Origin of the sequence: Rhodopseudomonas infernalis (assembly GCF_022271405.1) — a bacterium.
GTDB classification, from domain to species: Bacteria; Pseudomonadota; Alphaproteobacteria; order Rhizobiales; family Xanthobacteraceae; genus Rhodopseudomonas; species Rhodopseudomonas infernalis.
In genome coordinates this window covers 21,251-42,734 of record NZ_JAJNAL010000018.1, presented here as the reverse complement: position 1 = coordinate 42,734, position 21,484 = coordinate 21,251, and the positions used below count along the sequence as shown (strand labels likewise).

The following is a 21,484-nucleotide window of genomic DNA, read 5'->3' as shown; positions in this document are numbered from 1 at the left end:
GTCAAGCCCGGGCATGACGTGTTAAGTCGTGGCGACGGATTGCGCCCCCGCTCAGCTCTTCTGCTTCGCGATGATCTTGTCCTTGATGCCCTCGTAGGTCTTCTCGGGGACGATCTTCTTCTGCACCAGCTCGTCCTTGCCCTTGTAGGGGCGGCCCTTGATGATGGCGGCCGAGTAGGCCTTGCCGACACCGGGGAGTGCGTCGAGCTGTTCGGCGGTGGCCGAGTTGATATCGAGCAGCTCGGTCTTCTCCGCCTTGGCGGGCGCCATCTTGCTGTCTTTGGCCGGGGCCATCTTGGTATCGGCCTTGGGCGGCGGCGCCATGGTGCCGGACGGCGCGGTCTGGGTGCCCTGGGCCATCACCGGGCCGCTGGCGAGCAGGCCGAATGCCAGCGCGGCGGCGAGCGGAGCGAGGGCGAGGTGGCGCAGCTTCGAAGTACGCATGGGGTGTCCTCCACGGACGTTGTTAGTAATGCAACCAAGCTAGCCGTCGATTCATGGCGGGTCCATGGCGGTCAAATGAACCGCCGATAAACGCTGATAATTATTTGCGTGGGGCGAGCTGTCCACGCGGCGCAGCGCGACCTCCCCCGCTTGCGGGGGAGGTCGACGCGCGAAGCGCGGCGGGTGAGGGCACTCCGCTCCGCGAGTCGCTGAGTCACTGCTTGGGGCTCCCTCACCCCAGTCCTCTCCCGCGAGCGGGAGAGGGGGCTCGCGGCGGTCGGGGAGGGGGTGAGGATGAACGCTGTTAGGACTTCGCCAGCGCCTTCTCGATCTCGGGCTTGAGTATCTTGTCGAGATTATCCGGCGTGATCGGGCCGACCAGCTTGTAGGCAATCCTGCCGTCGCGGCCGACCACGAAGGTTTCCGGCACCCCGTAGACGCCCCAGTCGATCGCGGCGCGGCCATTGGCGTCGACGCCGACGGCGGCGAACGGATTGCCGTAGCGGCCGAGGAAGCGGCGGGCGTTGTCGGGCTTGTCCTTGTAGTTGATGCCGACGATCTGAATGCGCCGGTCGTCGCCGAGCGCGGTCAGCAGCGGCGCCTCGTCGTGGCAGGGCACGCACCACGACGCCCAGACATTGACGACGCTGACCTTGCCGGCGAACAGCGCCGGCGCGATGCCCGGCACCGGCGTGCCGTCGCGGGCCAGCTCCTCGAGCGGCGGCAGCACGGTCTGCGGCGCTTCGCGGCCGATCAGCACCGAGGGAATCTTGGAGATGTCGCGGTCGCCGAGCCTGAACCAGAACAGCACCGCCAGCCCCGCAAACACCAGCACCGGCAGCACCACCAGCCAGGAGCGCCGCTTCGGCGAAGCGGAGTCGGTGACGGGCGTGCTCATGACATGTCCGTCGCGCTGCGGCCGGAGCGCCGCGTCGCGCCGCGGGCTTCGAGGTCGCGCAGCCGCGCTTTCTGGCGGCGATAATCGATCACCACCCAGGCGGTCAGGATCGCCACCACCAGCGCGGTGGCGGCGTAGGACGAGACGATGAACTCCGCGTAGCGACCGAACATCACGCGGCCTCTGCGCGGCTGGCCTGCATCATCTGCAGCGAGCGCACCCGGCGGCGCAGGATCTCGTTGCGCATCGCCGCGATGTGCAGCGTCAGGAACAACAGCGAGAAGCCGATCGCCATCACCAGCAGCGGCATCAGGAACGATTTGTCGAGCGCCGGCCCGCCGATCCGCATCACCGACGCCGGCTGGTGCAGCGTATTCCACCAGTCGACCGAGAACTTGATGATCGGCAGGTTGATGGCGCCGACCAGCGTCAGCACCGCGGCGGCGCGGGCGGCACGGGACGGGTCCTCGACCGCGCGCCACAGCGCGATCAGGCCGAGATACATCAGGAACAGGATCAGCATCGAGGTCAGCCGCGCATCCCATTCCCAATAGGTGCCCCACATCGGCCGGCCCCACAGCGAGCCGGTGAGCAGCGCCAGGAACGTGAAGGCGGCGCCGATCGGGGCGGCGGTCTTGGCGGCGACGTCGGCGAGCGGATGCCGCCACACCAGCGTGCCGAGCGAGGCGACGCTCATCACCCCCCAGACGAACATCGCCAGCCAGGCGTTCGGCACGTGCACGAACATGATCTTGACGGTGGCGCCCTGCTGGTAGTCGTCCGGCGCCAGCATCGACTGGATAAGACCGATGGCCAGCAGCAGCACCGTCAGCCCCGCGAGCCACGGCAGCAGGCGGCCCGCGAGCGACAGGAACCGGGTCGGATTGGCGAGTTCGGTCAGCGTCATGTCGTTCCTGATAATGGGGCGGGCGGCCGCAGGCAATGACGCCGCGCAGAACCTGCTGCGGAGTTGATCGCGACGATAGTCCGGGCCGCCGGGCTATCGCACCGCAGCAAGTTAGCGGCTGCGGGCTTGCGGCGGCATCCGGGCCAAACCGGAGATGTGGCCGGGCGTCGATCGCGCCTCAGCGGTCCCACACCAACCCGCTCATGCGTGGATCGGCGTTGAACGCAGTACGGCCGAACGCAAGCGAGCTGCGCGGCGCTTCGCAGAACGCGCGCGCGCCGTTGCGGTCGAGGTGGATGCGCCAGCTCTGGCGTTCGACCGGCGCCCTGGCGCCGAATGCGTGCGGCGTCAGCACCGCGACGTTGGCGCCGCCCTGCGGGTCGCGGACCGAAGGATACTTGATGATCTTGCCGCCGTCCGCCCGCGCCGCTTCGCTGAACGCCTGCCCGGCGGCGTAATTCTGAAGGCTCATGATCGTGGCGATGTCGTGCGGCGGCCGCACGGTGAGATCGAGCGCGCGCTCCGAGGTCAGCTCGACCGCGAAAGCGGTGTATTCGGCCGGGTTCTGCGGCCACGGCGTGCCGGGCGATTCGGCGAAGAATGTCAGGCGGTGAAACACCGCCTCGGCGATCGCGGTCGATGGATGCGCGGACGCATAGAACACGCCAGCCTCGGCATTGGGTCGCCGAAAGCGCGAGCCCCAGGGGTTCATGGCGCTGTAGCGGAACGGCGTCATCAGCAGGAAGTCGAGGCCATCGCAGTCCGGCGGAATCGGCGGTTTGGTCTCCTCGACGATTTCCTCGAGCAGCGCCTGTTCCTCGAGCGAGTCCGTCAGCTTCATCGTCGCCGATTGATGCTGCGCCTCGACGATGCGCCAGAACCGTCCCGAAAGCCTCGCCTGCTCAGACCGGAGCGCGTCGCGTATCCAGGTACTGGACGACATGAAACAGCCCCTGGATTTTCTGGATCAGTTCGGCCGGCGATCCCCGCAGCGCGAGGTTGTGGTTCTTCATCCACGCGCGCGCAGCGATCTCGTCCCCGGCCACGATGGCATCGAGCGAGCGGTACAGCCGGACTAACAGCGCGGCGAGCTCGTAAGGCTTACCCCCACCCAGCACGTAGTCGCCGCTCTTCATCCGCGAGACCACCGATTCCGACAGACCGATGACGTTGCCCAGCGCCTTCTGCGACAGGCCGAGGCGTTCGGCCGCCTTGATGGTGGCCTTGGTGAGCACCTGGCCTTTATCGGATACGGCCGGGGACCGGTTCAGGACGGCGATCATTTCGCACTCCTCTTGCTCAAGAAAGAATAGGTGATCTTTCTTTCTCTCACAAGATGAACCCGTATCGCGTTCATCGGTTCCCGAGGCGACTAATCCAGCCCCTGTCTGAGGCTGGCGGCGGCTGCGATCGGGCCGATCACCAGGCTGGCCAGCGACAGCGCGCACAGGATCGAGAACGGCGTGCCGAACGGCACTGGGCCGACGATTGCGGCTTGCGAGGCGGCGACGCCGAAGATCAGCACCGGGATCGCCAGCGGCAGCACCAATACGGCCAGCAGCAAGCCGCCGCGGCGCAACGTCACCGCCAGCGCCGCGCCGATCATGCCGGTGAAGGTCAGGGCCGGGGTTCCGGCCAGCAGCGTCGCCATCACGGCCAGCGAGGCGCTGCCGTCGAGGTTGAGCAGCAGGCCGAGCACCGGGGTCGCGACGATCAGCGGCAGGCCGGTGGCCACCCAATGCGCCAGCGCCTTGGCGGCGCAGGTCAGTTCCAGCGGGGTGCGGCTCATCGCGATCAGGTCGAGCGAGCCATCCTCGGCGTCGGCGGTGAACAGCCGGTCGAGCGTCAGCAGGCTGGCCAGCAGCGCGCCGAGCCACAGGATCGCCGGCCCGAGCCGCTGCAGCAGGTTGAGGTCGGGCCCGACCGCGAACGGCATCAGCACCACGACGGTGAGAAAGAACAGCACCCCGATCAGCGCCCCGCCGCCGACCCGCAGCGCGATCGCGATGTCGCGACGGATGATGGCGCCGAGCGCAGTCATCGGACGGCTCCTGCGGCGCGCGGGTGTCCATGACGAATGCCGTTCCCCGCGGCACCCCCACCCCCGACCCCTCCCCGCAAGGGGGAGGGGAGCCTGGGGGCCGCGAGGGGAGCGGATGGAGAGGTGCAGTCAGTGGATCCCGAGAGGAAGTCGGAGTTACGAGAGAACGAAATGGCACGGCGCCTCGTCCCCCCTCCCCCTTGCGGGGAGGGGTCGGGGGTGGGGGTCCCCGAGCACAGCGCGTGCGATGGAAGAGCTGCAGCTGTAGACCAACTCATGACCCGCTCGCTCATGCCCTCACTCCGATCCGCATCTCGCGCGCCTCGATCCCGAGCGGCAGATGCGTCGCCGCGACGATCAGTCCGCCGCGGGTGAGGTGATCTCTCATCAGGGTCACGAACAGCTCTTGCCCCTTTGCATCCAGCGCGGAGGTCGGCTCGTCGAGCAGCCAGATCGGCCGGCGCACCACCAGTAGGCGAGCGATCGACAGCCGCCGGCGCTGCCCGGCGGAGAGGTAAGCAGCCGGCAGTTCCGCCGCGTGGCCGAGCCCGACCGCGGTGATCGCGGCCGCGAGGTCCGTGGTTTCGCCGCCGAGGAACTCGCGCCAGAACGCCAGATTTTCGCTGACGCTGAGTGATGGCTTGAGGGCGTCGCGATGGCCGAGATAATGCGCCTGTTCGGCGACCGGCGTGTCGGGTTCGCCGCCGTCGACCGTGATGCTACCAGCGGCCGGTTGCAGCAGTCCGGCGATCAGTCGCAGCAGCGACGTCTTGCCTGCGCCGTTCTGTCCGACCAGCGCCAGCGCTTCGCCGTGCGCGACCTCGAAGTCGAGTCCGTCGAATACCTCACGGCCGCCTCGGATGCATCGCAGGCCCAGTCCACGCAGCCGCATTCGTCGTTCGCCTGTTGGGTTGTCGCAGCGGGTTCGTCTTGCTCATAAACGATGCCGCCGCTAGTCATTGTCGAACTGGCGGTGCATCTGGAAAGGTTCTATAAGCCGGAACTTGATGCAGCACACCATCGACGCCTGCAAGCCGGACGGCTTCTCCTCTGGCGTCGGCCCACCGCCTGCCCGTCGACAACGAAAAATCCTGGGACCGCCTTACATGACCTCGCTCGACAGCTTCAAATGCCGGAAGATCCTCAAGGTCGGCAGCAAGTCTTACGTCTATTACAGCCTGCCTGCCGCCGAGAAGAACGGCCTGAAAGGCATCTCCCGCCTGCCGTACTCGATGAAGGTGCTGCTGGAAAATCTGCTGCGCAACGAGGACGACCGCACCGTCAAGAAGGCCGACATCATGGCGGTCGCCAAGTGGATGCGGAAGAAGAAGCTCGAGCACGAAATCGCCTTCCGCCCGGCGCGCGTGCTGATGCAGGATTTCACCGGCGTTCCCGCGGTGGTCGATCTGGCGGCGATGCGCAACGCCATGCAGGCGCTCGGCGGCGACGCCGAAAAGATCAACCCGCTGGTCCCGGTCGACCTCGTCATCGACCACTCGGTGATCGTCAACTTCTTCGGTGACAACAAGGCGTTCGGCAAGAACGTCACCGAGGAGTACAAGCAGAACCAGGAGCGCTACGAGTTCCTGAAGTGGGGCCAGAAGGCGTTCTCGAACTTCTCGGTGGTGCCGCCCGGCACCGGCATCTGCCATCAGGTCAATCTCGAATATCTGGCGCAGACGGTGTGGACCCGGAAGCAGAAGATGACGATCGGCCGCAAGACCGGCACGTTCGAAGTCGCCTATCCGGATTCGCTGGTCGGCACCGATTCGCACACCACCATGGTCAACGGCCTCGCCGTGCTCGGCTGGGGCGTCGGCGGCATCGAGGCGGAAGCCGCGATGCTCGGCCAGCCGCTGTCGATGCTGCTGCCCGAAGTGGTCGGCTTCAAGCTGAGCGGCGCGCTGAAAGAGGGCGTCACCGCCACCGATCTGGTGCTGACCGTGACGCAGATGCTGCGCAAGCAGGGCGTGGTCGGCAAGTTCGTCGAGTTCTTCGGCCCCGGCCTCGACCATCTGTCGGTCGCCGACAAATCGACCATCGCCAACATGGCGCCGGAATACGGCGCGACCTGCGGCTTCTTCCCGGTCGACGCCGAAACCCTCGGCTATCTCAAGACCTCCGGCCGCGCCTCGGCGCGTGTCGCCCTGGTCGAGAAATACGCCAAGGCGCAGGGGCTGTTCCGCACCGCCAAGTCGCCGGACCCGGTGTTCACCGTGACGTTGAAACTCGACCTCGCCGACGTGGTGCCGTCGCTGGCCGGGCCGAAGCGTCCCGAGGGCCGCGTCGCGCTGCCCGCAGTCGCCGAAGGCTTCACCGCCGCGATGGAGACCGAGTACAAGAAAGCGCTGGACGGCGTGCGCTATCCGGTCGACGGCCGCAATTTCGACCTCGGCCATGGCGACGTGGTGATCGCCGCGATCACCTCCTGCACCAACACCTCGAACCCGAGCGTGTTGATCGGCGCCGGCCTGCTGGCCCGCAATGCCGCCGCAAAGGGGCTGAAGTCCGCGCCGTGGGTCAAGACCTCGCTGGCCCCGGGCTCGCAGGTCGTCGCCGAGTATCTGGCGAATTCGGGCCTGCAGAAGGACCTCGATAAGGTCGGCTTCAATCTGGTCGGCTTCGGCTGCACCACCTGCATCGGCAATTCCGGCCCGCTGCCGGAGGAGATCTCGAAGTCGATCAACGACAACGGCATCGTCGCCGCGGCGGTGCTGTCGGGCAACCGCAATTTCGAAGGCCGCGTCTCGCCGGACGTGCAGGCGAACTATCTGGCCTCGCCGCCGCTGGTGGTCGCCTACGCGCTGGCCGGCACCGTGACCAAGAATCTCTCGGTCGACCCGATCGGCACCGGCCGTGACGGCAAGCCCGTCTATTTGAAGGACATCTGGCCGACCACCAAGGAGATCAACGCCTTCGTCAAGAAGTACGTGACGTCGAAGATCTTCAAGGCGCGCTACGCCGACGTGTTCAAGGGCGACACCAACTGGCGCAAGATCAAGACGGTCGACTCTGAGACCTACAAGTGGAACATGTCGTCGACCTACGTGCAGAATCCGCCTTACTTCGAAGGCATGAAGATGCAGCCGGAGCCGATCGTCGACGTGGTCGACGCCCGCATCCTGGCGCTGTTCGGCGACAAGATCACCACCGACCACATCTCGCCGGCGGGTTCGATCAAGCTGACGTCGCCGGCCGGCAAGTATCTGTCGGAGCACCAGGTGCGCCCGGCCGACTTCAACCAGTACGGCACGCGTCGTGGTAACCACGAAGTCATGATGCGCGGCACCTTCGCCAACATCCGCATCAAGAACTTCATGCTGAAGGGCGCCGACGGCAACATCCCGGAAGGCGGCCTGACCAAGCACTGGCCGGACGGCGAGCAGATGTCGATCTACGACGCCGCCATGAAGTACCAGGCCGAGCAGGTGCCGCTCGTCGTGTTCGCCGGCGCCGAATACGGCAACGGTTCGTCGCGCGACTGGGCCGCGAAGGGCACCCGCCTGCTCGGCGTCCGCGCCGTGATCTGCGAGAGCTTCGAGCGCATCCATCGTTCGAACCTGGTCGGCATGGGCGTGCTGCCGCTGACCTTCGAGGACGGCACCTCGTGGTCGTCGCTCGGCCTCAAGGGCGACGAGACGGTCACCATCAAGGGTCTGCAGGGCGATCTCAAGCCGCGGCAGATGCTGGAGGCCGAGATCAAGTCGGCGGCCGGCAAGACGCGCCGCGTGCCTCTGCTGTGCCGCATCGATACGCTCGACGAGCTGGAGTACTATCGTAACGGCGGCATCCTGCATTACGTGCTGCGCAAGCTCGCTGCCTAAGCGAGCGGCCTAAGCGAGTTCCTCGGCCCCAAGCGTGGCCGAAAAGCCTCACTGCGAAGTGAGTGGCAGGTGAACGGAAGGCGGCCTATGCAAAAGGCCGCCTTTTCGTTTTCAAGGCACCCCCGAGCGGCGGCGCACAGCCGTCGCCTGCTCCCGGCAAAGGCGACGATGATCCGAATTCCTGGCTTTTCGCGATGGTCCGGCGCACTCGGTGTGTGCGCACTGGTCGCGGCGACGCATGCGTCGGCCGCCGAGCCGCGTGCGGTGGTGGAGCTGTTCACCTCGCAGGGCTGCTCGTCCTGCCCGCCCGCCGACAAGATCATCGGCGATCTGGCCAAGGATCCGTCCGTCATCGCACTGAGCATGCCGATCGACTACTGGGACTATCTCGGCTGGAAGGATACGCTGGCGGACGCCCGCTTCAGCGCGCGCCAGAAAGCCTATTCGCAGATGCGCGGCGACCGCGACGTCTACACCCCGCAGGTCGTGGTCAACGGCTCGGCGCATCTGGTCGGCAGCAATCGCACCGGCATCGAGGACGCCATCAAGACCACCCACAAGGGCACCGGCATCATGACGGTGCCGGTGGCGATGGCGGTGAGCGGCAAGGAGATCAAGGTGTCGGTGGCGGCGGCGCCGAATGGCGCGGGCGCCCGGCAGGGCGAGGTCTGGATCTGCGCGGTGTCCAAGGCGGTGCCGATCGCGATCGCGCGCGGCGAGAACCGGGGGCGCGAGGTCACCTATCACAACGTCGTGCGCAATCTGCTGAAGGTCGGCGACTGGACCGGCGCGGCCGGCAGCTGGTCGGTGCCGCTGGAGAATATCGCCCATGACGGCGTCGACGCGGCCGCCGTCTATGTCCAGGACGGAAGCCGGGAGCGGCCCGGGCCGATGCTCGGCGGGGCGTTCACGTCGCTGCACTAGAGCTGCGCGGAAGCTGCCGGCTGCGACAGGTCGCGGCCCGACCGGGCGGCTTCAATTGACATCCCACAAACAAAAAGGACCAACTTGCGTCGGTCCAGTGGGGGGATTCGGCTGCTGCGCAGGCCCGGTCCCGACCGCCTCGGGGGGCTGGGGGCTGAGGAATCCGAAACCGAAGGGACCGAGCCAACGCAGTGATCGTAACTTCGCAGCGCGGGTTGGCTATCGCTGGGCGAAATTCGGGCGGTAATAAGATTCGTCTTAACGAAGCTGTGAGGTGTCCGGGTGCGGCGGGCACCATTGCGGCCCACTTGCGGCTTCGTGCTTTAGGTCCCCTTGCGGCGCACTCTCGTCGGCGCAATCATGTCACCCCAGTGACAGGAGGCGCCAATGAGCTTGTATTCCGGGGAGGGCGATCCCAGCGAGAGCCGCGCGGCGGAGCGCCAGGGCATCGCTCCGTCGCAGCCGCGCGTGACGTTCAACCGCCTCGAACTCAACCGCATCCTCAACCTCTACGGCCGCATGGTCGCTGAGGGCGAGTGGCGCGACTACGCCATCGACTTCCTCAAGGATCAGGCGGTGTTCTCGGTCTATCGCCGCGCCTCCGAGGTGCCGATCTATCGCATCGTCAAGGATCCGCGGCTGGCCCGCAAACAGGGCGCCTACAGCGTGATCGGCGCCAGCGGCCAAATCCTCCGCCGCGGCCACGAACTCGACCGCGTGCTGCTGGTGATCGATCGGAAGCTGGCGCTGGTGTGAGATCGCTCGGGGCCGCCAGCGTTCGTCGTCAACCGCGGCCCTACCACTGACGTCGGCTCCAACCACCGACGTCACCGCCCGGCTTGACCGGGCGGCCCAGTATCCCAGAGCGTTCGTGTTACTCACTGACGCTCTGGGATACTGGGCCCTCCGCTTGCGCGGAGGGTGACGGCAGAGAGTGGCGCTGACGCCGCGATCTAAACTCCGCTCTGCTCCGGCACGCTCTCGCCGCCATCGCCGAGCGCCCGCTGCATCATCACGGTGTCGAGCCAGCGGCCGAATTTGAGGCCGACATTGCGGTGGACTCCGATCAGTTCGAAGCCGGTCTTGCGGTGGACGCCGACCGAACCGGCGTTGGCTGAATCGCCGATCACCGCGATCATCTGGCGAAAGCCGCGCGCCTCGCATTGCGCAATCAGTTCGTTCAGCAACGCCGTGCCGACGCCGCGGCGCTGCGCCGCCGGCGCCAGATACACCGAATTCTCGACGGTGAACCGGTAGGCCGGCCGCGGCCGGTACGGGCCCGCATAGGCGTAGCCGCAGACCGCGCCGTCCAGCAGCGCCGCCAGATATGGAAAGCCGCCGCCGGTCAACGTCTCGAACCGGCGCGTCATCTCGGCGAGGCCGGGCGGCGTCAGCTCGAAGGTGGCGGTGCCGGTGCGGACGGCCTCGTCATAGATGGCGGTGATGGCGGGGAGGTCGGCGGAGACGGTCGGGCGGATGATGAGGTCGGACATGCGGGGCCTGAGGCGAGCGATAGGCGCTTCGAACGCCGCCGTCATACGCAACCGATGGCCGCGTTTCCATCCCCGACTGTCACCCATCTCCCGCCGTCACCCTCCGCGAAAGCGGAGGGCCCAGTATTCCAGAGCGCCCATGTTAATCGGAGCACTCGGGGATACTGGGTCGCCCGGTCAAGCCGGGCGATGACCGGAGGGGGTGGGGAACGCCGTCGGCCCATCGAAGGGCCCCCATTAAAAGCCTCACCCAACAAAAAAAGCCCCGGCGCGAGGCCGGGGCTTTGATAGTCCGCACTGACGAAGTGCTTACTCTTTCTGTCCGAGCAGCTGCAGCAGCAGCGTGAACAGGTTGATGAAGTTCAGGTACAGCGACAGCGCACCGGTGATCGCCGCACGTTCGGCGACTTCGCCGCCCTGCGACGCGTAGCCGTAGATGTAGTCGTTCTTCAGGCGCTGCGTATCCCAGGCGGTGAGGCCCGCGAACACCAGCACGCCGACCACCGACACGATGAACTGCAGCATCGACGAAGCGACGAACAGGTTCACCAGGCTGGCGATGATGATGCCGATCAGGCCCATCATCAGGAACGAGCCCATGCCGGTCATGTCACGCTTGGTGGTGTAGCCGTAGAGGCTCAGCGCACCGAACGAGGCGGCAGTGATGAAGAACACCCGCACGATGGAAGTGTGAGTGTACACCAGGAAGATCGACGACAGCGAGATACCCATCAGCGCCGAGAACGCCCAGAACAGCATCTGCGCGGTCTGCGGCTTCAGCCGGTTGATGCCGAACGAGATGGCGAACACCATCGCCAGCGGGGCGAGGATGAACACCCACTTCAGCGGGCTGACGAACATCGCCACGCCGAACGAGGTCAGCATGGTGTTGCCGACCCGCGCCGCCGCGGCGGTGCTGTCGGTGGTGACGGCGCCCATATAGACGCCCAGAGCGGCCAGGCCGGTGATGGCCAGGCCGATCGTCATGTAGTTGTAGATGCGCAGCATATAGGCGCGCAGACCGGCATCCACGGTCGCGCTGTCGACGCGACCGGCGGCCCGGCCGAAGGGGGAGGCGTAGTTACGGTCCAAGTCCGACATGGTCGAGATCCTGAGTTGGTTCGGCGTCGCGAAGGGTGGCGACAACCGATGAAAACTATCCGGACAGTGATGCGCGGCGGACGTTAAGTTCGGGTCACCAATTGGTCACCCATCTGGTCACCGGCGCGCTGCCCGACCCATTCCGATATGTGGGAAACTAACACAATAGGGGCAAGGGTTTATGCGCGGCTGAATGTCGCTCCGCAGCATCAGCGTCAAGCCCCGGGCCACGACTTTGGTCGAGACAGCGGGGGTCTTCGCCCGCCGGGCAGGCCCGCCCGCCGCGTCCGCAGGCTGGACGCGCGGCGGCCGGTCCGCCGGCCGATCACAGATTCCGCAGCACGGTTGCTGGCTTCTGGCCGAGCGCCAGCAGCGTCCCGACCAGCCCGAGCCCGACCGTCACCACCAGCGCCGCCGCCACCACTCCTGCGGCGGAACCGGCCTGCCAGGCGAAGCTCAGCGACATCAGGCGTGTGACGATGAGCCACGCGGCGGCGGAGCCGGCGATCACCCCGAAAACCGCGGTGGCGAGCCCGATCATCATGTATTCGAGCGCGAAGGCGCCGATCAGCCGGCCGCGGGTGGCGCCGAGCGTCTTCAGGATCACGGCGTCGTAGACGCGGTGGCGATGGCCGGCTGCGAGCGCGCCGCCGAGCACCAGGATCGCCGAGATCAGCGTCACCGAACTGGCGCCGCGCACCGCCAGCGCCAGATTGCTGACCACGCCCCCCACCGTTTCGAGCGCTTCCTTGACCCGGACGCTGGTCACCATCGGAAACTTGTCGGCCACCTGCTTAATCAGCGCGGCGTCGCTCTGCGGCGTGCTGTCGGGTTCCGTCAGCGTCGCGATATGGGTGTGGGGCGCGCCCCGGAAGGTGTTGGGCGAGAAAACCAGCACGAAATTGATGCCGAGGCTCTGCCAGTCGACGCTGCGCAGATTGCTGATCGTGGCGGTGATCTCGCGGCCCAGCACGTTGACGGTCACCGGATCGCCGATCTTCAGGCCGAGCCCGTCGGCGAGCTTTTTGTCGAACGACACCAGCGGCTTGCCGCTGTAGTCCTTGGGCCACCAATGGCCTTCGACGACCTTGGAGCCGGCCGGCAGGTCGGCCGCATAGGTCAGGCCGCGGTCGCTCTGCAGCACCCATTCGGCGTCCTGCGACGGCCGCAGATCCTCGGCGCGGACGCCGCGGGCGGCGACGATCCGGCCGCGCAGCATCGGCACGTCCTCGAGCGTCGCCTTGGGGGCGATCTGCTTGAGGAAAGCGCCGAACGGCTCGGCTTCGCTCGACGGGATGTCGATGAAGAAGAACGCCGGCGCCTTTTCGGGCAGCGCCGCCGTGAACTGTCGCCGCAGATTGCCGTCGATCTGCGCGATCGTCACCAGCACGGCTAGGCCGAGGCCGAGCGACATCACCACCGAGGGGGTCAGCGCGCCGGGCCGGTGGATGTTGGCGATCGCCAGCCGCAGCATGGTGCTGCGCGAGCGCGGCAGGCGGCGCGCGATCGCCATCAGGCCGGCGGCGACGCCGCGCAGCAGCCCGAACACCAGCACCGAGGCGACCACGAAGGCGATCGCGACGCGCTTGTCGTAAGACAGGCCGATCACCACCGCGAGCAGCAGCGCGATCACGGCGCCGATACCGATGATGTAGCGCAGCCGCGGCCGGTGCGCGTCGGCGGTCGCGGCCTCGCGGAACAGCGTCGCGACCGGCACGTCGCGGACCTGCGCCAGCGGCCACAGACCGAACGCCAGGGCGGTGAGGAGGCCGTAGACCAGCGACAGGCCGAGCTCGCCCCAATGCAGCGCCGGCACCACCGGCAGCGGCAGCAGCTTGCCGAACAGGCCGACGATGGCGAATGGCAGCGCGGCGCCGAGCGCCAGCCCGATCACCGAGCCGATCGTCGCCAGCACCAGCACCTGCGTCAGATAGATCGCGAACACGTCGCGCCCGGTGGCGCCGAGCGCCTTGAACGAGGCGATCACGTCGCGGCGGCGGTCGATGTGGCTCTTCACCGCGTTGGCGACGCCGACGCCGCCGACCAGCAGCGCGGCGAGACCGACCAGCGTCAGGAATTGCGTGAAGCGGGTGATGGTGCGTTCGAGCTGCGGCGAGGCGTTGCCGCGGCTGCGGATTTCCCAGCCGGCCTGCGGCAGCGCCGCGCGGGTGGCGTCGGCGAAGTCCTGCGCGGCCTTGTCGTCGGTGCGGTTGTCCGGTAGCCGGACCCGATAGATCCAGCGCACCAGGCTGCCGGGCTGCAGCAAATGGGTCGCGCGCAGCGCGTCCTCGCTGATCAGGAAGCGCGGCCCGAAGCCGACATTGCCGGCGAGCTTGTCGGGCTCTGACTCGACCACGCTGCGGACCTGGAACGTCGCGCTGCCGATCGTGACGCGGTCGCCGATCTTGAGCTCGAGCCGGGCGAGGAAAGCGGCGTCGGCGGCCGCGCCGAATGCGCCGTCGCGTTCGGCCAGCAAATCGCCGAGCGGCATCGGCGGCGCCAGCTTCAGTTCGCCGAGCATCGGATAGAGATTGTCGACCGCCTTGATCTCGACCAGCGCCGAAGCGCCGGCCGGCGTTCGGGCCATGCCGCGCATCGTCGCGGCGACCGACACAGGGGCGCGTCCGCGCAGATAGGCCAGCTCCTGCGGCGTCGCCTCGCGCTGGATCAGCGAGAACGCCACATCGCCGCCGAGGAGCGTGCGGCCCTCACGGGCCAGGCCCTCGCCGAGGCTGGCGGCGACCGAGCCGACGCCGGCGATCGCCATCACGCCGAGCGCGATGCAGGCGATGAAGACGTAGAAGCCGTTCAGGCCGCCGCGCATCTCGCGCAGCGCATAGCGGAACGGCAGGCCGGTGCGACGAGGCCGCGCGATCGGTTCGGCGATGACGCTCATGGATGCGTGACCTTCCGAAAAGCCTCTCCGTCATTGCGAGGAGCGCAGCGACGAAGCAATCCACGCCCCGCATGCGGCGCTGGATTGCTTCGCTGCGCTCGCAATGACGGGGCTAATGCTGTGCAAGGCATTCGCGATCGGCCGCTCATGCCGAGGCTCGCGCGGCGCGGCCCGGCTGCGTGGTGTCGATCCGTCCGGAGCGCAGCCGGACCACGCGGTCGCAGCGCTCGGCGAGGCTGGTGTCGTGGGTGACCAGCACCAGCGTCATGCCGCGCTCGGCGTGTTTGGTGAACAGCAGGTCGACGATCTGCCGTCCGGTCGCCTCGTCGAGATTGCCGGTCGGCTCGTCGGCCACCAGGATCGCCGGATCGGGTGCCAGCGCCCGCGCCAGAGCGACGCGCTGCTGCTCGCCGCCTGACAGCTGCGACGGATAGTGATGCAGCCGCTCGCCGAGCCCGACCGAGGCAAGTTCACGCGCCGCGCGGGCTGCGGCATCGGCCGCGCCGGCCAGTTCGAGCGGCACCGCGACATTCTCCAGCGCCGTCATGGTGGGAATCAGATGAAAGGACTGAAACACGATTCCGACTTCGCGGCCGCGAAAGCGCGCCAATGCGTCCTCGCCGAGGCCATTGAAAGCCGTGCCGTTGACTACCACCTCACCGCTGTCGGGCCGCTCCAGCCCGGCCATGATCATCAGCAGGGTGGATTTGCCCGATCCCGACGGGCCGATCAGGCCGATCGCTTCGCCCTGGGCGACGCGCAGGCTGATATCCTTGAGGATGTGCACCCGCGCGGCGCCACTGCCCAGCGACAGATTGACGTTCGAAATGGAGATGGTGTCCGGCTGTTGGCCGGGCCGCGACGAGGGTTCGATGAAGCTGCTGTCCATGGCTGCTGCATATGGCAATTGTTTCGTGGCGGTCGAGAGGCTCGGCCGCACGTTTGCGTGGGCGATGGTTATCGGAATGCTGTCGATGACGTTGCCGGGCTCTGGGATAGGGGCGCAGGAGACGCCGCCGCTGAAAGTGGTGGCGCTGGGTGACTCGCTGACGGCCGGTTACGGACTCCCCGCCGACGCAGCGTTCCCGGTCAAGCTGCAGAAGGCGCTCGCCGCCAAGGGCATCGCCACCACCATGATCAATGCCGGCGTCTCGGGTGATACCGCCAGTGGCGGGCTCGAGCGGCTCGACTGGTCGATCCCTCCCGACGCCGATGCGGTGATTGTGGAACTCGGCGCCAACGATGCGCTGCGCGGGACCGATCCCAAGGTGCCGCGGCAGGCGCTGGAGGAAATCCTCAAGCGGCTCAAGGCCCGCAACATCCCGGTGCTGCTCGCCGGCATGCTGGCGCCGCCGAATTACGGCCCGGACTACGCACGCGAGTTCAACGCGATCTATCCCGACCTCGCCAAGCAGTATTCCGTACCGCTGTACCCGTTTTTTCTGGAGGGCGTCGCGACGGTGTCGGGGCTCAATCAGCCGGACGGCCTGCATCCGACCGCCGCCGGCGTCGACCGCGTCGTCGAGAACATTTTGCCCAGCGTCGAGGCATTCCTCCGAACGGTGGCTGAGCAGAAGCGCTGAAAAACCGGCAGACGGCAGTCTAAGGGCTGGATTGCCCTCAACTTTTTCAGCCGCCGGAAGTTGTCTCGGTAGCGTTGTTACACAAACCGGCTACACAATTGGTCAGTTGATTCGCCGGACGATTGCGGAGTGCAAAGTCCCGGACGTCAGGGACAGCTGCCGCGATCGGGGCCCAAAAAAGGGGAGTTCCGATGCCGCGCCTGTTCACTGGACTGGAGATCCCCACCGACATCACCCAGACCCTGGCCATGCTGCGCGGCGGCTTGCCGGGCGCCCGCTGGATCGAGCCGGAGAACTACCACCTGACGCTGCGCTTCATCGGCGACATCGACGGCGCCACCGCCAACGAGATCGCCTCGACGCTGTTTCGGGTGAACCGCAAGCCGTTCGAGGTGCAGCTGCAGGGGTTGTCGAGCTTCGGCGGCCGCAAGCCGCGCGCGGTGGTGGCTTCGGTGGTGCCGTCCCGGCCGCTGCTCGAGCTGCAAGCGGAGCTGGAGCGGCTGATGCAGCGGGTCGGGCTCGATCCGGAGGGCCGCAAATTCACCCCGCACGTCACGCTGGCGCGGCTGCGCGACGTGTCCTGCCAGGACGTCGCCCAATATCTGTCGATCCGCGGCTATTTCCCGACCCGAGCGTTCCGCGCCGAGCGCTTCGTGCTGTTCTCGTCGCGGGCGTCGACCGGCGGGGGGCCCTATGTGGTCGAGGCGCCTTATGAATTGAAATCCCCCGAGGAGAGCCGGGTCCTGCGGACCGCATAGCTCTCAGCACCATTCAGTTCTTGCTTTTTGCACCGCGGTGGGGCGGTAAGAGCGTTCATGTCCGCTCCGCTCTCATTCCGCCACCAATATCAGTCGCTGGTTTCGTCCGGCGCCATCGAGGCTGATCCGGCCCAGGCCCGGGCGGTCGAGGCCCTTGGCGACCTCGATATTCTGCTGGCGAGCTATAAGCCCCCGAAAAGGCAGAGTTTTTTCGGTCGACTGTTCGGCGGCAGCGAATCCGAGCCGCCGCAGGGGCTGTATGTCCATGGCGAGGTCGGCCGCGGCAAGACCATGCTGATGGACCTGTTCTTCGAGGCCAGCCCGGTGGTGCACAAGCGCCGGGCGCATTTTCACGAGTTCATGGCTGAGGCGCACGAGCGCATCAACGCGTTCCGGCAGAACATCAAGCGCGGCGAGATCCCCGACGGCGACGTGATAGGCCTGACCGCCGGGTCGATTTTCGAAGAAGCGTGGCTGCTGTGCTTCGACGAGTTCCATGTCACGGACATCGCCGACGCCATGATCCTGTCGCGGCTGTTCGGCAAGCTGTTCGAACTCGGCACCGTGGTGGTGGCGACCTCCAACGTGGCGCCCGACGACCTCTATAAAGGCGGCCTGAACCGCGCGCTGTTCGTGCCGTTCATCGGCCAGGTCAAGCAGCACATGCAGGTGATCCGGCTCGACGCGCGCACCGACTACCGGCTGGAGAAATTCGCCGGCATGAAGGTCTGGCTGACGCCGGACGACGGCGAGGCGACGGCCGCGCTCGATCGCGCCTGGAACCGGATTACCGGCAACGCGCACGGTGCGCCGCGCGACATTTCGATCAAGGGGCGGCTGCTACACATCCCGAGGTCGCACAATCACGTCGCGCGCTTTGCATTCGCCGGTCTGTGCGAGAAGCCGCTCGGCGCGTCGGATTATCTGCGACTGGCGCACGAGTACCACACGCTGATCATCGACCACGTTCCAGTGATGGACTACGCCGACCGCAATGCCGCCAAACGGTTCATCACACTGGTCGACACGCTTTACGATAACGCTGTCAAGTTGATGGCCTCGGCCGCGGCGGAGCCGGCTGATCTGTACCGCGCCACCGATGGCTACGAAGCGATGGCGTTCAATCGCACCGTCTCCCGGCTGATCGAAATGGGCTCGGAATCATATCTGGCGCTGCCGCACGGGCGCAGTGACTCTGCCGCCACCGGCGCGACCACCGGTCTTGTCGAGACATGAGGAGCGCCTTTGTCAGGGCGGCCGGCCAAGAAATGAACCCGGCCCGACTTGAACGCTTCCGACGAAAGGGATAACCACCCAAGCGGATTTCCCACCCCTCCCACCTTCGGGCTCAAAGGACTGTTTCCCCATGGCGCGTAACAAGATTGCTTTGATCGGCTCTGGTCAGATCGGCGGAACGCTGGCTCACTTGATCGGGCTGAAAGAGCTCGGCGACGTGGTGATGTTCGACATCGCCGAAGGCGTGCCGCAGGGCAAGGCGCTCGACATCGCGGAATCCTCCCCGGTCGACGGCTTCGACTCCAATCTGACCGGCGCCAACTCGTATGAGGCGATCGAAGGTGCGAGCGTGGTGATCGTCACCGCCGGCGTGCCGCGCAAGCCGGGCATGAGCCGTGACGATCTGCTCAGCATCAACCTCAAGGTGATGGAGCAGGTCGGCGCCGGCATCAAGAAGTACGCCCCCGACGCGTTCGTCATCTGCATTACCAACCCGCTCGACGCGATGGTGTGGGCGCTGCAGAAGGCCTCCGGCATGCCGGCCAAGAAGGTCGTCGGCATGGCCGGCGTTCTGGACTCGGCGCGCTTCCGTTACTTCCTGGCCGATGAGTTCAACGTCTCGGTCGAAGACGTCACCGCCTTCGTGCTCGGCGGCCACGGCGACACCATGGTGCCGCTGGTGAAGTACTCGACGGTCGCCGGCATTCCGCTGCCCGACCTGGTGAAGATGGGCTGGACCTCGCAGGCGCGCCTCGATGAGATCGTCGATCGCACCCGCAACGGCGGCGCCGAGATCGTCAACCTGCTGAAGACCGGCTCGGCGTTCTACGCGCCCGCCGCCTCGGCGATCCAGATGGCCGAGAGCTATCTGAAGGACAAGAAGCGGGTGCTGCCGGTCGCGGCTCACCTCAACGGCGAATACGGCGTCAAGGACATGTATGTCGGCGTGCCGGTGGTGATCGGCTCCAAGGGCGTCGAGCGCATCGTCGAGATCGAGCTCGCCGGCAAGGACCGCGAAGCGTTCGACAAGTCGGTCGGCGCCGTGCAGGGCCTGGTCGACGCCTGCAAGAAGATCGCCCCCGATCTGCTGGGGCACTAACGACCTGAACTGACCGTGGCGCGCTCCGCCAGGGAGCGCGCCGCAACTCAACCGGCTGGATGCGATCTGGCGAGGGGCAATCGATGAATATTCACGAATACCAGGCCAAAGCGGTGCTGCGCGAATTCGGCGTTCCGGTGTCGCACGGCTACCCGATCTTCAAGGCATCCGAGGCCGAAGCAGCCGCCAAGCAGCTCGGCGGCCCGGTCTGGGTGGTGAAGAGCCAGATCCATGCCGGCGGTCGCGGCAAGGGCAAGTTCAAGGAAGCCTCCGCCGGCGACAAGGGCGGCGTCCGTCTCGCCAAGTCGGTCGACGAGGTCAAGGAGTTCGCCCAGCAGATGCTGCATGCCACGCTGGTGACGGTGCAGACCGGCCCCGACGGCAAGCAGGTCAACCGGCTGTACCTCGAGGAAGGCTCCGAGATCGACAAGGAGTTCTATCTGTCGCTGCTGGTCGATCGCGCCACCTCGCGGATCTCGTTCGTGGTCTCGACTGAAGGCGGCATGTCGATCGAGGACGTCGCCCACGACACCCCCGAGAAGATCCTGTCGTTCACGGTCGATCCGGCCACCGGCATCATGGGTCATCACGGCCGCGCCGTCGCCAAGGCGCTCAACCTGAAGGGCGAGCAGGCCAAGCAGGCGGAAGCGCTGGTGGCCAAGCTGTATGCGGCGTTCGTCGCCAAGGACATGGATATGCTCGAGATCAACCCGCTGGTGCTGACCAAGCAGGGCGATCTGAAGTGCCTCGACGCCAAGATGTCGTTCGACGGCAATGCGCTGTACCGCCACGCCGACATCCAGAAGCTGCGCGACGAGAGCGAGGAAGACGCCAAGGAAATCGAAGCGTCGAAATACGACCTCAACTACGTCACGCTCGACGGCACCATCGGCTGCATGGTCAACGGCGCCGGCCTGGCGATGGCCACGATGGACATCATCAAGCTGTACGGCATGTCGCCCGCCAACTTCCTCGACGTCGGTGGCGGCGCCAACAAGGAGAAGGTGACGGCGGCGTTCAAGATCATCACCGCCGATCCGAACGTGAAGGGCATCCTGATCAACATCTTCGGCGGCATCATGAAGTGCGACGTGATCGCCGAGGGCGTGGTCGCGGCCGTCAAAGAAGTCGGCCTCTCGGTGCCGCTGGTGGTCCGCCTCGAAGGCACCAATGTCGAAGAGGGCAAGAAGATCATCAAGCACTCCGGCCTCAACGTGCTGCCCGCCGACAATCTCGACGACGCCGCGCAGAAGATCGTCAACGCCGTCAAGGGAGCCTGAGGCCGCCCCGGCCCTGCTCGCTTCCGACCAACCCGTTCGACCGCGAAAGCAATTCTCCTATGTCCATCCTGATCGACAGCAACACCAAAGTCATTTGCCAGGGCTTCACCGGCAAGAACGGCACCTTCCATTCCGAGGCGGCGATCGCCTACGGGACCAAGATGGTCGGCGGCACCTCGCCGGGCAAAGGCGGCGCGACGCATCTCGGCCTGCCGGTGTTCGACACCGTGGCCGAAGCCAAGCAGAAGACCGGCGCCGATGCCTCGGTGATCTACGTGCCGCCGCCGGGCGCCGCGGATGCGATCTGCGAGGCGATCGACGCCGAGATCCCGCTGATCGTCTGCATCACCGAGGGCATCCCGGTGCTCGACATGGTGCGGGTGAAGCGCTCGCTGGCCGGTTCCAAGTCGCGGCTGATCGGGCCGAACTGCCCGGGCGTGATGACCGCCGGCGCCTGCAAGATCGGCATCATGCCGGCCAACATCTTCAAGCCGGGCTCGGTCGGCATCGTGTCGCGCTCCGGCACGCTGACCTATGAGGCCGTGTTCCAGACCACCAGCGAAGGCCTCGGCCAGACCACCGCGGTCGGCATCGGCGGCGACCCGGTCAAGGGCACCGAGTTCATCGACGTGCTGGAGATGTTCCTGGCCGACGACAAAACCACCTCGATCATCATGATCGGTGAAATCGGCGGCTCGGCCGAAGAAGAGGCCGCCCAGTTCCTGATCGACGAGGCCAAGCGCGGCCGCAGCAAGCCCACCGTCGGCTTCATCGCCGGCGTCACCGCCCCTCCAGGTCGGCGTATGGGTCATGCGGGTGCGATCATTTCGGGTGGCAAGGGCGACGCCGCGTCGAAAACCGCCGCCATGGAAGCGGCCGGCATCACCGTTTCGCCCTCGCCGGCGCGGCTCGGCAAAACGCTTGCCGAAAAGTTGAAGTCCTAATTCAACCCTTGTGTAGTTCCGAGCTTACATTTCCAGGAAATTCGGTAAAAGGTGCA

General features: G+C 66.6%; 21 protein-coding genes. 9 read left to right on the top strand and 12 right to left on the bottom strand.

The window, feature by feature from the left end; translation table 11 throughout:
- Nucleotides 1-51: 51 nt before the first annotated feature.
- From LPW26_RS13795 to ccmA, 8 genes are all read right to left on the bottom strand, one after another.
- Nucleotides 52-444: a ComEA family DNA-binding protein gene (locus tag LPW26_RS13795; protein WP_238735953.1), complete on the bottom strand. Its 393-nt coding sequence runs from the start codon at nucleotides 442-444 to the stop codon at nucleotides 52-54.
- Nucleotides 445-748: 304 nt separating this feature from the next.
- The gene (locus LPW26_RS13790; RefSeq protein WP_238735952.1) at nucleotides 749-1,342 is read right to left on the bottom strand and encodes a DsbE family thiol:disulfide interchange protein; all 594 of its coding nucleotides are present in this window, start codon (nucleotides 1,340-1,342) and stop codon (nucleotides 749-751) included.
- Entirely contained in the window at nucleotides 1,339-1,515 is a 177-nt protein-coding gene (gene ccmD / locus LPW26_RS13785; protein WP_238735951.1) for a heme exporter protein CcmD, read from the bottom strand. Before ccmD ends, LPW26_RS13790 begins: the two co-directional genes overlap by 4 nt.
- A complete protein-coding gene (locus LPW26_RS13780) occupies nucleotides 1,515-2,249 on the bottom strand; it encodes a heme ABC transporter permease (protein WP_238735950.1) in 735 nt (244 codons plus the stop codon). The genes ccmD and LPW26_RS13780 overlap by 1 nt, the downstream gene beginning before the upstream one ends.
- A gap of 178 nt (nucleotides 2,250-2,427) precedes the next feature.
- A complete protein-coding gene (locus tag LPW26_RS13775; RefSeq protein WP_238735949.1) occupies nucleotides 2,428-3,192 on the bottom strand; it encodes an RES family NAD+ phosphorylase in 765 nt (254 codons plus the stop codon).
- Nucleotides 3,152-3,532 carry an MbcA/ParS/Xre antitoxin family protein gene (locus LPW26_RS13770; protein ID WP_238735948.1) on the bottom strand — a complete coding sequence of 127 codons (381 nt, stop codon included), beginning with the start codon at nucleotides 3,530-3,532 and terminating at the stop codon, nucleotides 3,152-3,154. The genes LPW26_RS13775 and LPW26_RS13770 overlap by 41 nt, the downstream gene beginning before the upstream one ends.
- An 89-nt stretch (nucleotides 3,533-3,621) precedes the next feature.
- Nucleotides 3,622-4,290, bottom strand: a complete 669-nt coding sequence (ccmB, locus tag LPW26_RS13765) for a heme exporter protein CcmB (RefSeq protein WP_238735947.1) — start codon at nucleotides 4,288-4,290, stop codon at nucleotides 3,622-3,624.
- A 289-nt stretch (nucleotides 4,291-4,579) separates the two neighbouring features.
- Nucleotides 4,580-5,182, bottom strand: coding sequence for a heme ABC exporter ATP-binding protein CcmA (gene ccmA / locus LPW26_RS13760; protein ID WP_238735946.1), 603 nt, complete (start codon nucleotides 5,180-5,182; stop codon nucleotides 4,580-4,582).
- A 214-nt stretch (nucleotides 5,183-5,396) separates the two neighbouring features.
- Between ccmA and acnA the strand changes: the two genes are divergently transcribed.
- The 3 genes from acnA (at nucleotide 5,397) to LPW26_RS13745 (ending at nucleotide 9,794) form a co-directional block, all read left to right on the top strand.
- Nucleotides 5,397-8,114: an aconitate hydratase AcnA gene (acnA, locus tag LPW26_RS13755; protein ID WP_238736042.1), complete on the top strand. Its 2,718-nt coding sequence runs from the start codon at nucleotides 5,397-5,399 to the stop codon at nucleotides 8,112-8,114.
- Between the two features lie 168 nt (nucleotides 8,115-8,282).
- Nucleotides 8,283-9,038 carry a DUF1223 domain-containing protein gene (locus LPW26_RS13750; RefSeq protein ID WP_238735945.1) on the top strand — a complete coding sequence of 252 codons (756 nt, stop codon included), beginning with the start codon at nucleotides 8,283-8,285 and terminating at the stop codon, nucleotides 9,036-9,038.
- A 387-nt stretch (nucleotides 9,039-9,425) separates the two neighbouring features.
- Nucleotides 9,426-9,794, top strand: coding sequence for a DUF2794 domain-containing protein (locus LPW26_RS13745; RefSeq protein WP_238735944.1), 369 nt, complete (start codon nucleotides 9,426-9,428; stop codon nucleotides 9,792-9,794).
- 197 nt (nucleotides 9,795-9,991) lie between these two features.
- Here LPW26_RS13745 and LPW26_RS13740 read toward each other — a convergent pair whose 3' ends face one another.
- The 4 genes from LPW26_RS13740 to LPW26_RS13725 all read right to left on the bottom strand — a co-directional run bounded on the left by LPW26_RS13740 (nucleotide 9,992) and on the right by LPW26_RS13725 (nucleotide 15,417).
- Entirely contained in the window at nucleotides 9,992-10,531 is a 540-nt protein-coding gene (locus tag LPW26_RS13740; protein WP_238735943.1) for a GNAT family N-acetyltransferase, read from the bottom strand.
- A gap of 309 nt (nucleotides 10,532-10,840) precedes the next feature.
- Nucleotides 10,841-11,632 (bottom strand): Bax inhibitor-1/YccA family protein, encoded by a 792-nt coding sequence (locus tag LPW26_RS13735; RefSeq protein WP_238735942.1) that lies wholly within the window; start codon nucleotides 11,630-11,632, stop codon nucleotides 10,841-10,843.
- Nucleotides 11,633-11,957: 325 nt separating this feature from the next.
- Nucleotides 11,958-14,528 carry an ABC transporter permease gene (locus tag LPW26_RS13730; protein WP_238735941.1) on the bottom strand — a complete coding sequence of 857 codons (2,571 nt, stop codon included), beginning with the start codon at nucleotides 14,526-14,528 and terminating at the stop codon, nucleotides 11,958-11,960.
- 145 nt (nucleotides 14,529-14,673) lie between these two features.
- On the bottom strand, nucleotides 14,674-15,417 hold the full coding sequence (locus LPW26_RS13725) for an ABC transporter ATP-binding protein (protein WP_238735940.1): 744 nt from the start codon (nucleotides 15,415-15,417) through the stop codon (nucleotides 14,674-14,676).
- Nucleotides 15,418-15,502: 85 nt separating this feature from the next.
- On the opposite strand from LPW26_RS13725, the gene LPW26_RS13720 reads away from it, so the two are divergent.
- The 6 genes from LPW26_RS13720 (at nucleotide 15,503) to sucD (ending at nucleotide 21,428) form a co-directional block, all read left to right on the top strand.
- Complete coding sequence (locus LPW26_RS13720; RefSeq protein ID WP_238736041.1) at nucleotides 15,503-16,111, top strand: arylesterase; 609 nt, start codon at nucleotides 15,503-15,505, stop codon at nucleotides 16,109-16,111.
- A gap of 191 nt (nucleotides 16,112-16,302) precedes the next feature.
- Nucleotides 16,303-16,869 carry an RNA 2',3'-cyclic phosphodiesterase gene (thpR, locus tag LPW26_RS13715; RefSeq protein ID WP_238735939.1) on the top strand — a complete coding sequence of 189 codons (567 nt, stop codon included), beginning with the start codon at nucleotides 16,303-16,305 and terminating at the stop codon, nucleotides 16,867-16,869.
- 57 nt (nucleotides 16,870-16,926) lie between these two features.
- Nucleotides 16,927-18,105 (top strand): cell division protein ZapE, encoded by a 1,179-nt coding sequence (zapE, locus tag LPW26_RS13710; protein WP_238735938.1) that lies wholly within the window; start codon nucleotides 16,927-16,929, stop codon nucleotides 18,103-18,105.
- Between the two features lie 130 nt (nucleotides 18,106-18,235).
- Nucleotides 18,236-19,204: a malate dehydrogenase gene (gene mdh / locus LPW26_RS13705; protein ID WP_238735937.1), complete on the top strand. Its 969-nt coding sequence runs from the start codon at nucleotides 18,236-18,238 to the stop codon at nucleotides 19,202-19,204.
- An 83-nt stretch (nucleotides 19,205-19,287) separates the two neighbouring features.
- The gene (gene sucC, locus LPW26_RS13700; RefSeq protein WP_238735936.1) at nucleotides 19,288-20,484 is read left to right on the top strand and encodes an ADP-forming succinate--CoA ligase subunit beta; all 1,197 of its coding nucleotides are present in this window, start codon (nucleotides 19,288-19,290) and stop codon (nucleotides 20,482-20,484) included.
- Between the two features lie 59 nt (nucleotides 20,485-20,543).
- The gene (gene sucD / locus LPW26_RS13695) at nucleotides 20,544-21,428 is read left to right on the top strand and encodes a succinate--CoA ligase subunit alpha (protein ID WP_238735935.1); all 885 of its coding nucleotides are present in this window, start codon (nucleotides 20,544-20,546) and stop codon (nucleotides 21,426-21,428) included.
- The last annotated feature ends 56 nt before the right edge of the window (nucleotides 21,429-21,484 follow it).

Coding starts and splice junctions, on each gene's coding strand:
- LPW26_RS13740 (WP_238735943.1), bottom strand. CDS start 10,531: ATGTCCGACCTCATCATCCGCCCGACCGTCTCCGCCGACCTCCCCGCC.
- LPW26_RS13790 (WP_238735952.1), bottom strand. CDS start 1,342: ATGAGCACGCCCGTCACCGACTCCGCTTCGCCGAAGCGGCGCTCCTGG.
- LPW26_RS13735 (WP_238735942.1), bottom strand. CDS start 11,632: ATGTCGGACTTGGACCGTAACTACGCCTCCCCCTTCGGCCGGGCCGCC.
- sucD (WP_238735935.1), top strand. CDS start 20,544: ATGTCCATCCTGATCGACAGCAACACCAAAGTCATTTGCCAGGGCTTC.
- ccmD (WP_238735951.1), bottom strand. CDS start 1,515: ATGTTCGGTCGCTACGCGGAGTTCATCGTCTCGTCCTACGCCGCCACC.
- LPW26_RS13730 (WP_238735941.1), bottom strand. CDS start 14,528: ATGAGCGTCATCGCCGAACCGATCGCGCGGCCTCGTCGCACCGGCCTG.
- acnA (WP_238736042.1), top strand. CDS start 5,397: ATGACCTCGCTCGACAGCTTCAAATGCCGGAAGATCCTCAAGGTCGGC.
- LPW26_RS13780 (WP_238735950.1), bottom strand. CDS start 2,249: ATGACGCTGACCGAACTCGCCAATCCGACCCGGTTCCTGTCGCTCGCG.
- LPW26_RS13750 (WP_238735945.1), top strand. CDS start 8,283: ATGATCCGAATTCCTGGCTTTTCGCGATGGTCCGGCGCACTCGGTGTG.
- zapE (WP_238735938.1), top strand. CDS start 16,927: ATGTCCGCTCCGCTCTCATTCCGCCACCAATATCAGTCGCTGGTTTCG.
- ccmB (WP_238735947.1), bottom strand. CDS start 4,290: ATGACTGCGCTCGGCGCCATCATCCGTCGCGACATCGCGATCGCGCTG.
- ccmA (WP_238735946.1), bottom strand. CDS start 5,182: ATGCGGCTGCGTGGACTGGGCCTGCGATGCATCCGAGGCGGCCGTGAG.
- LPW26_RS13725 (WP_238735940.1), bottom strand. CDS start 15,417: ATGGACAGCAGCTTCATCGAACCCTCGTCGCGGCCCGGCCAACAGCCG.
- LPW26_RS13745 (WP_238735944.1), top strand. CDS start 9,426: ATGAGCTTGTATTCCGGGGAGGGCGATCCCAGCGAGAGCCGCGCGGCG.
- mdh (WP_238735937.1), top strand. CDS start 18,236: ATGGCGCGTAACAAGATTGCTTTGATCGGCTCTGGTCAGATCGGCGGA.
- sucC (WP_238735936.1), top strand. CDS start 19,288: ATGAATATTCACGAATACCAGGCCAAAGCGGTGCTGCGCGAATTCGGC.
- LPW26_RS13775 (WP_238735949.1), bottom strand. CDS start 3,192: ATGTCGTCCAGTACCTGGATACGCGACGCGCTCCGGTCTGAGCAGGCG.
- LPW26_RS13770 (WP_238735948.1), bottom strand. CDS start 3,532: ATGATCGCCGTCCTGAACCGGTCCCCGGCCGTATCCGATAAAGGCCAG.
- LPW26_RS13720 (WP_238736041.1), top strand. CDS start 15,503: ATGACGTTGCCGGGCTCTGGGATAGGGGCGCAGGAGACGCCGCCGCTG.
- LPW26_RS13795 (WP_238735953.1), bottom strand. CDS start 444: ATGCGTACTTCGAAGCTGCGCCACCTCGCCCTCGCTCCGCTCGCCGCC.
- thpR (WP_238735939.1), top strand. CDS start 16,303: ATGCCGCGCCTGTTCACTGGACTGGAGATCCCCACCGACATCACCCAG.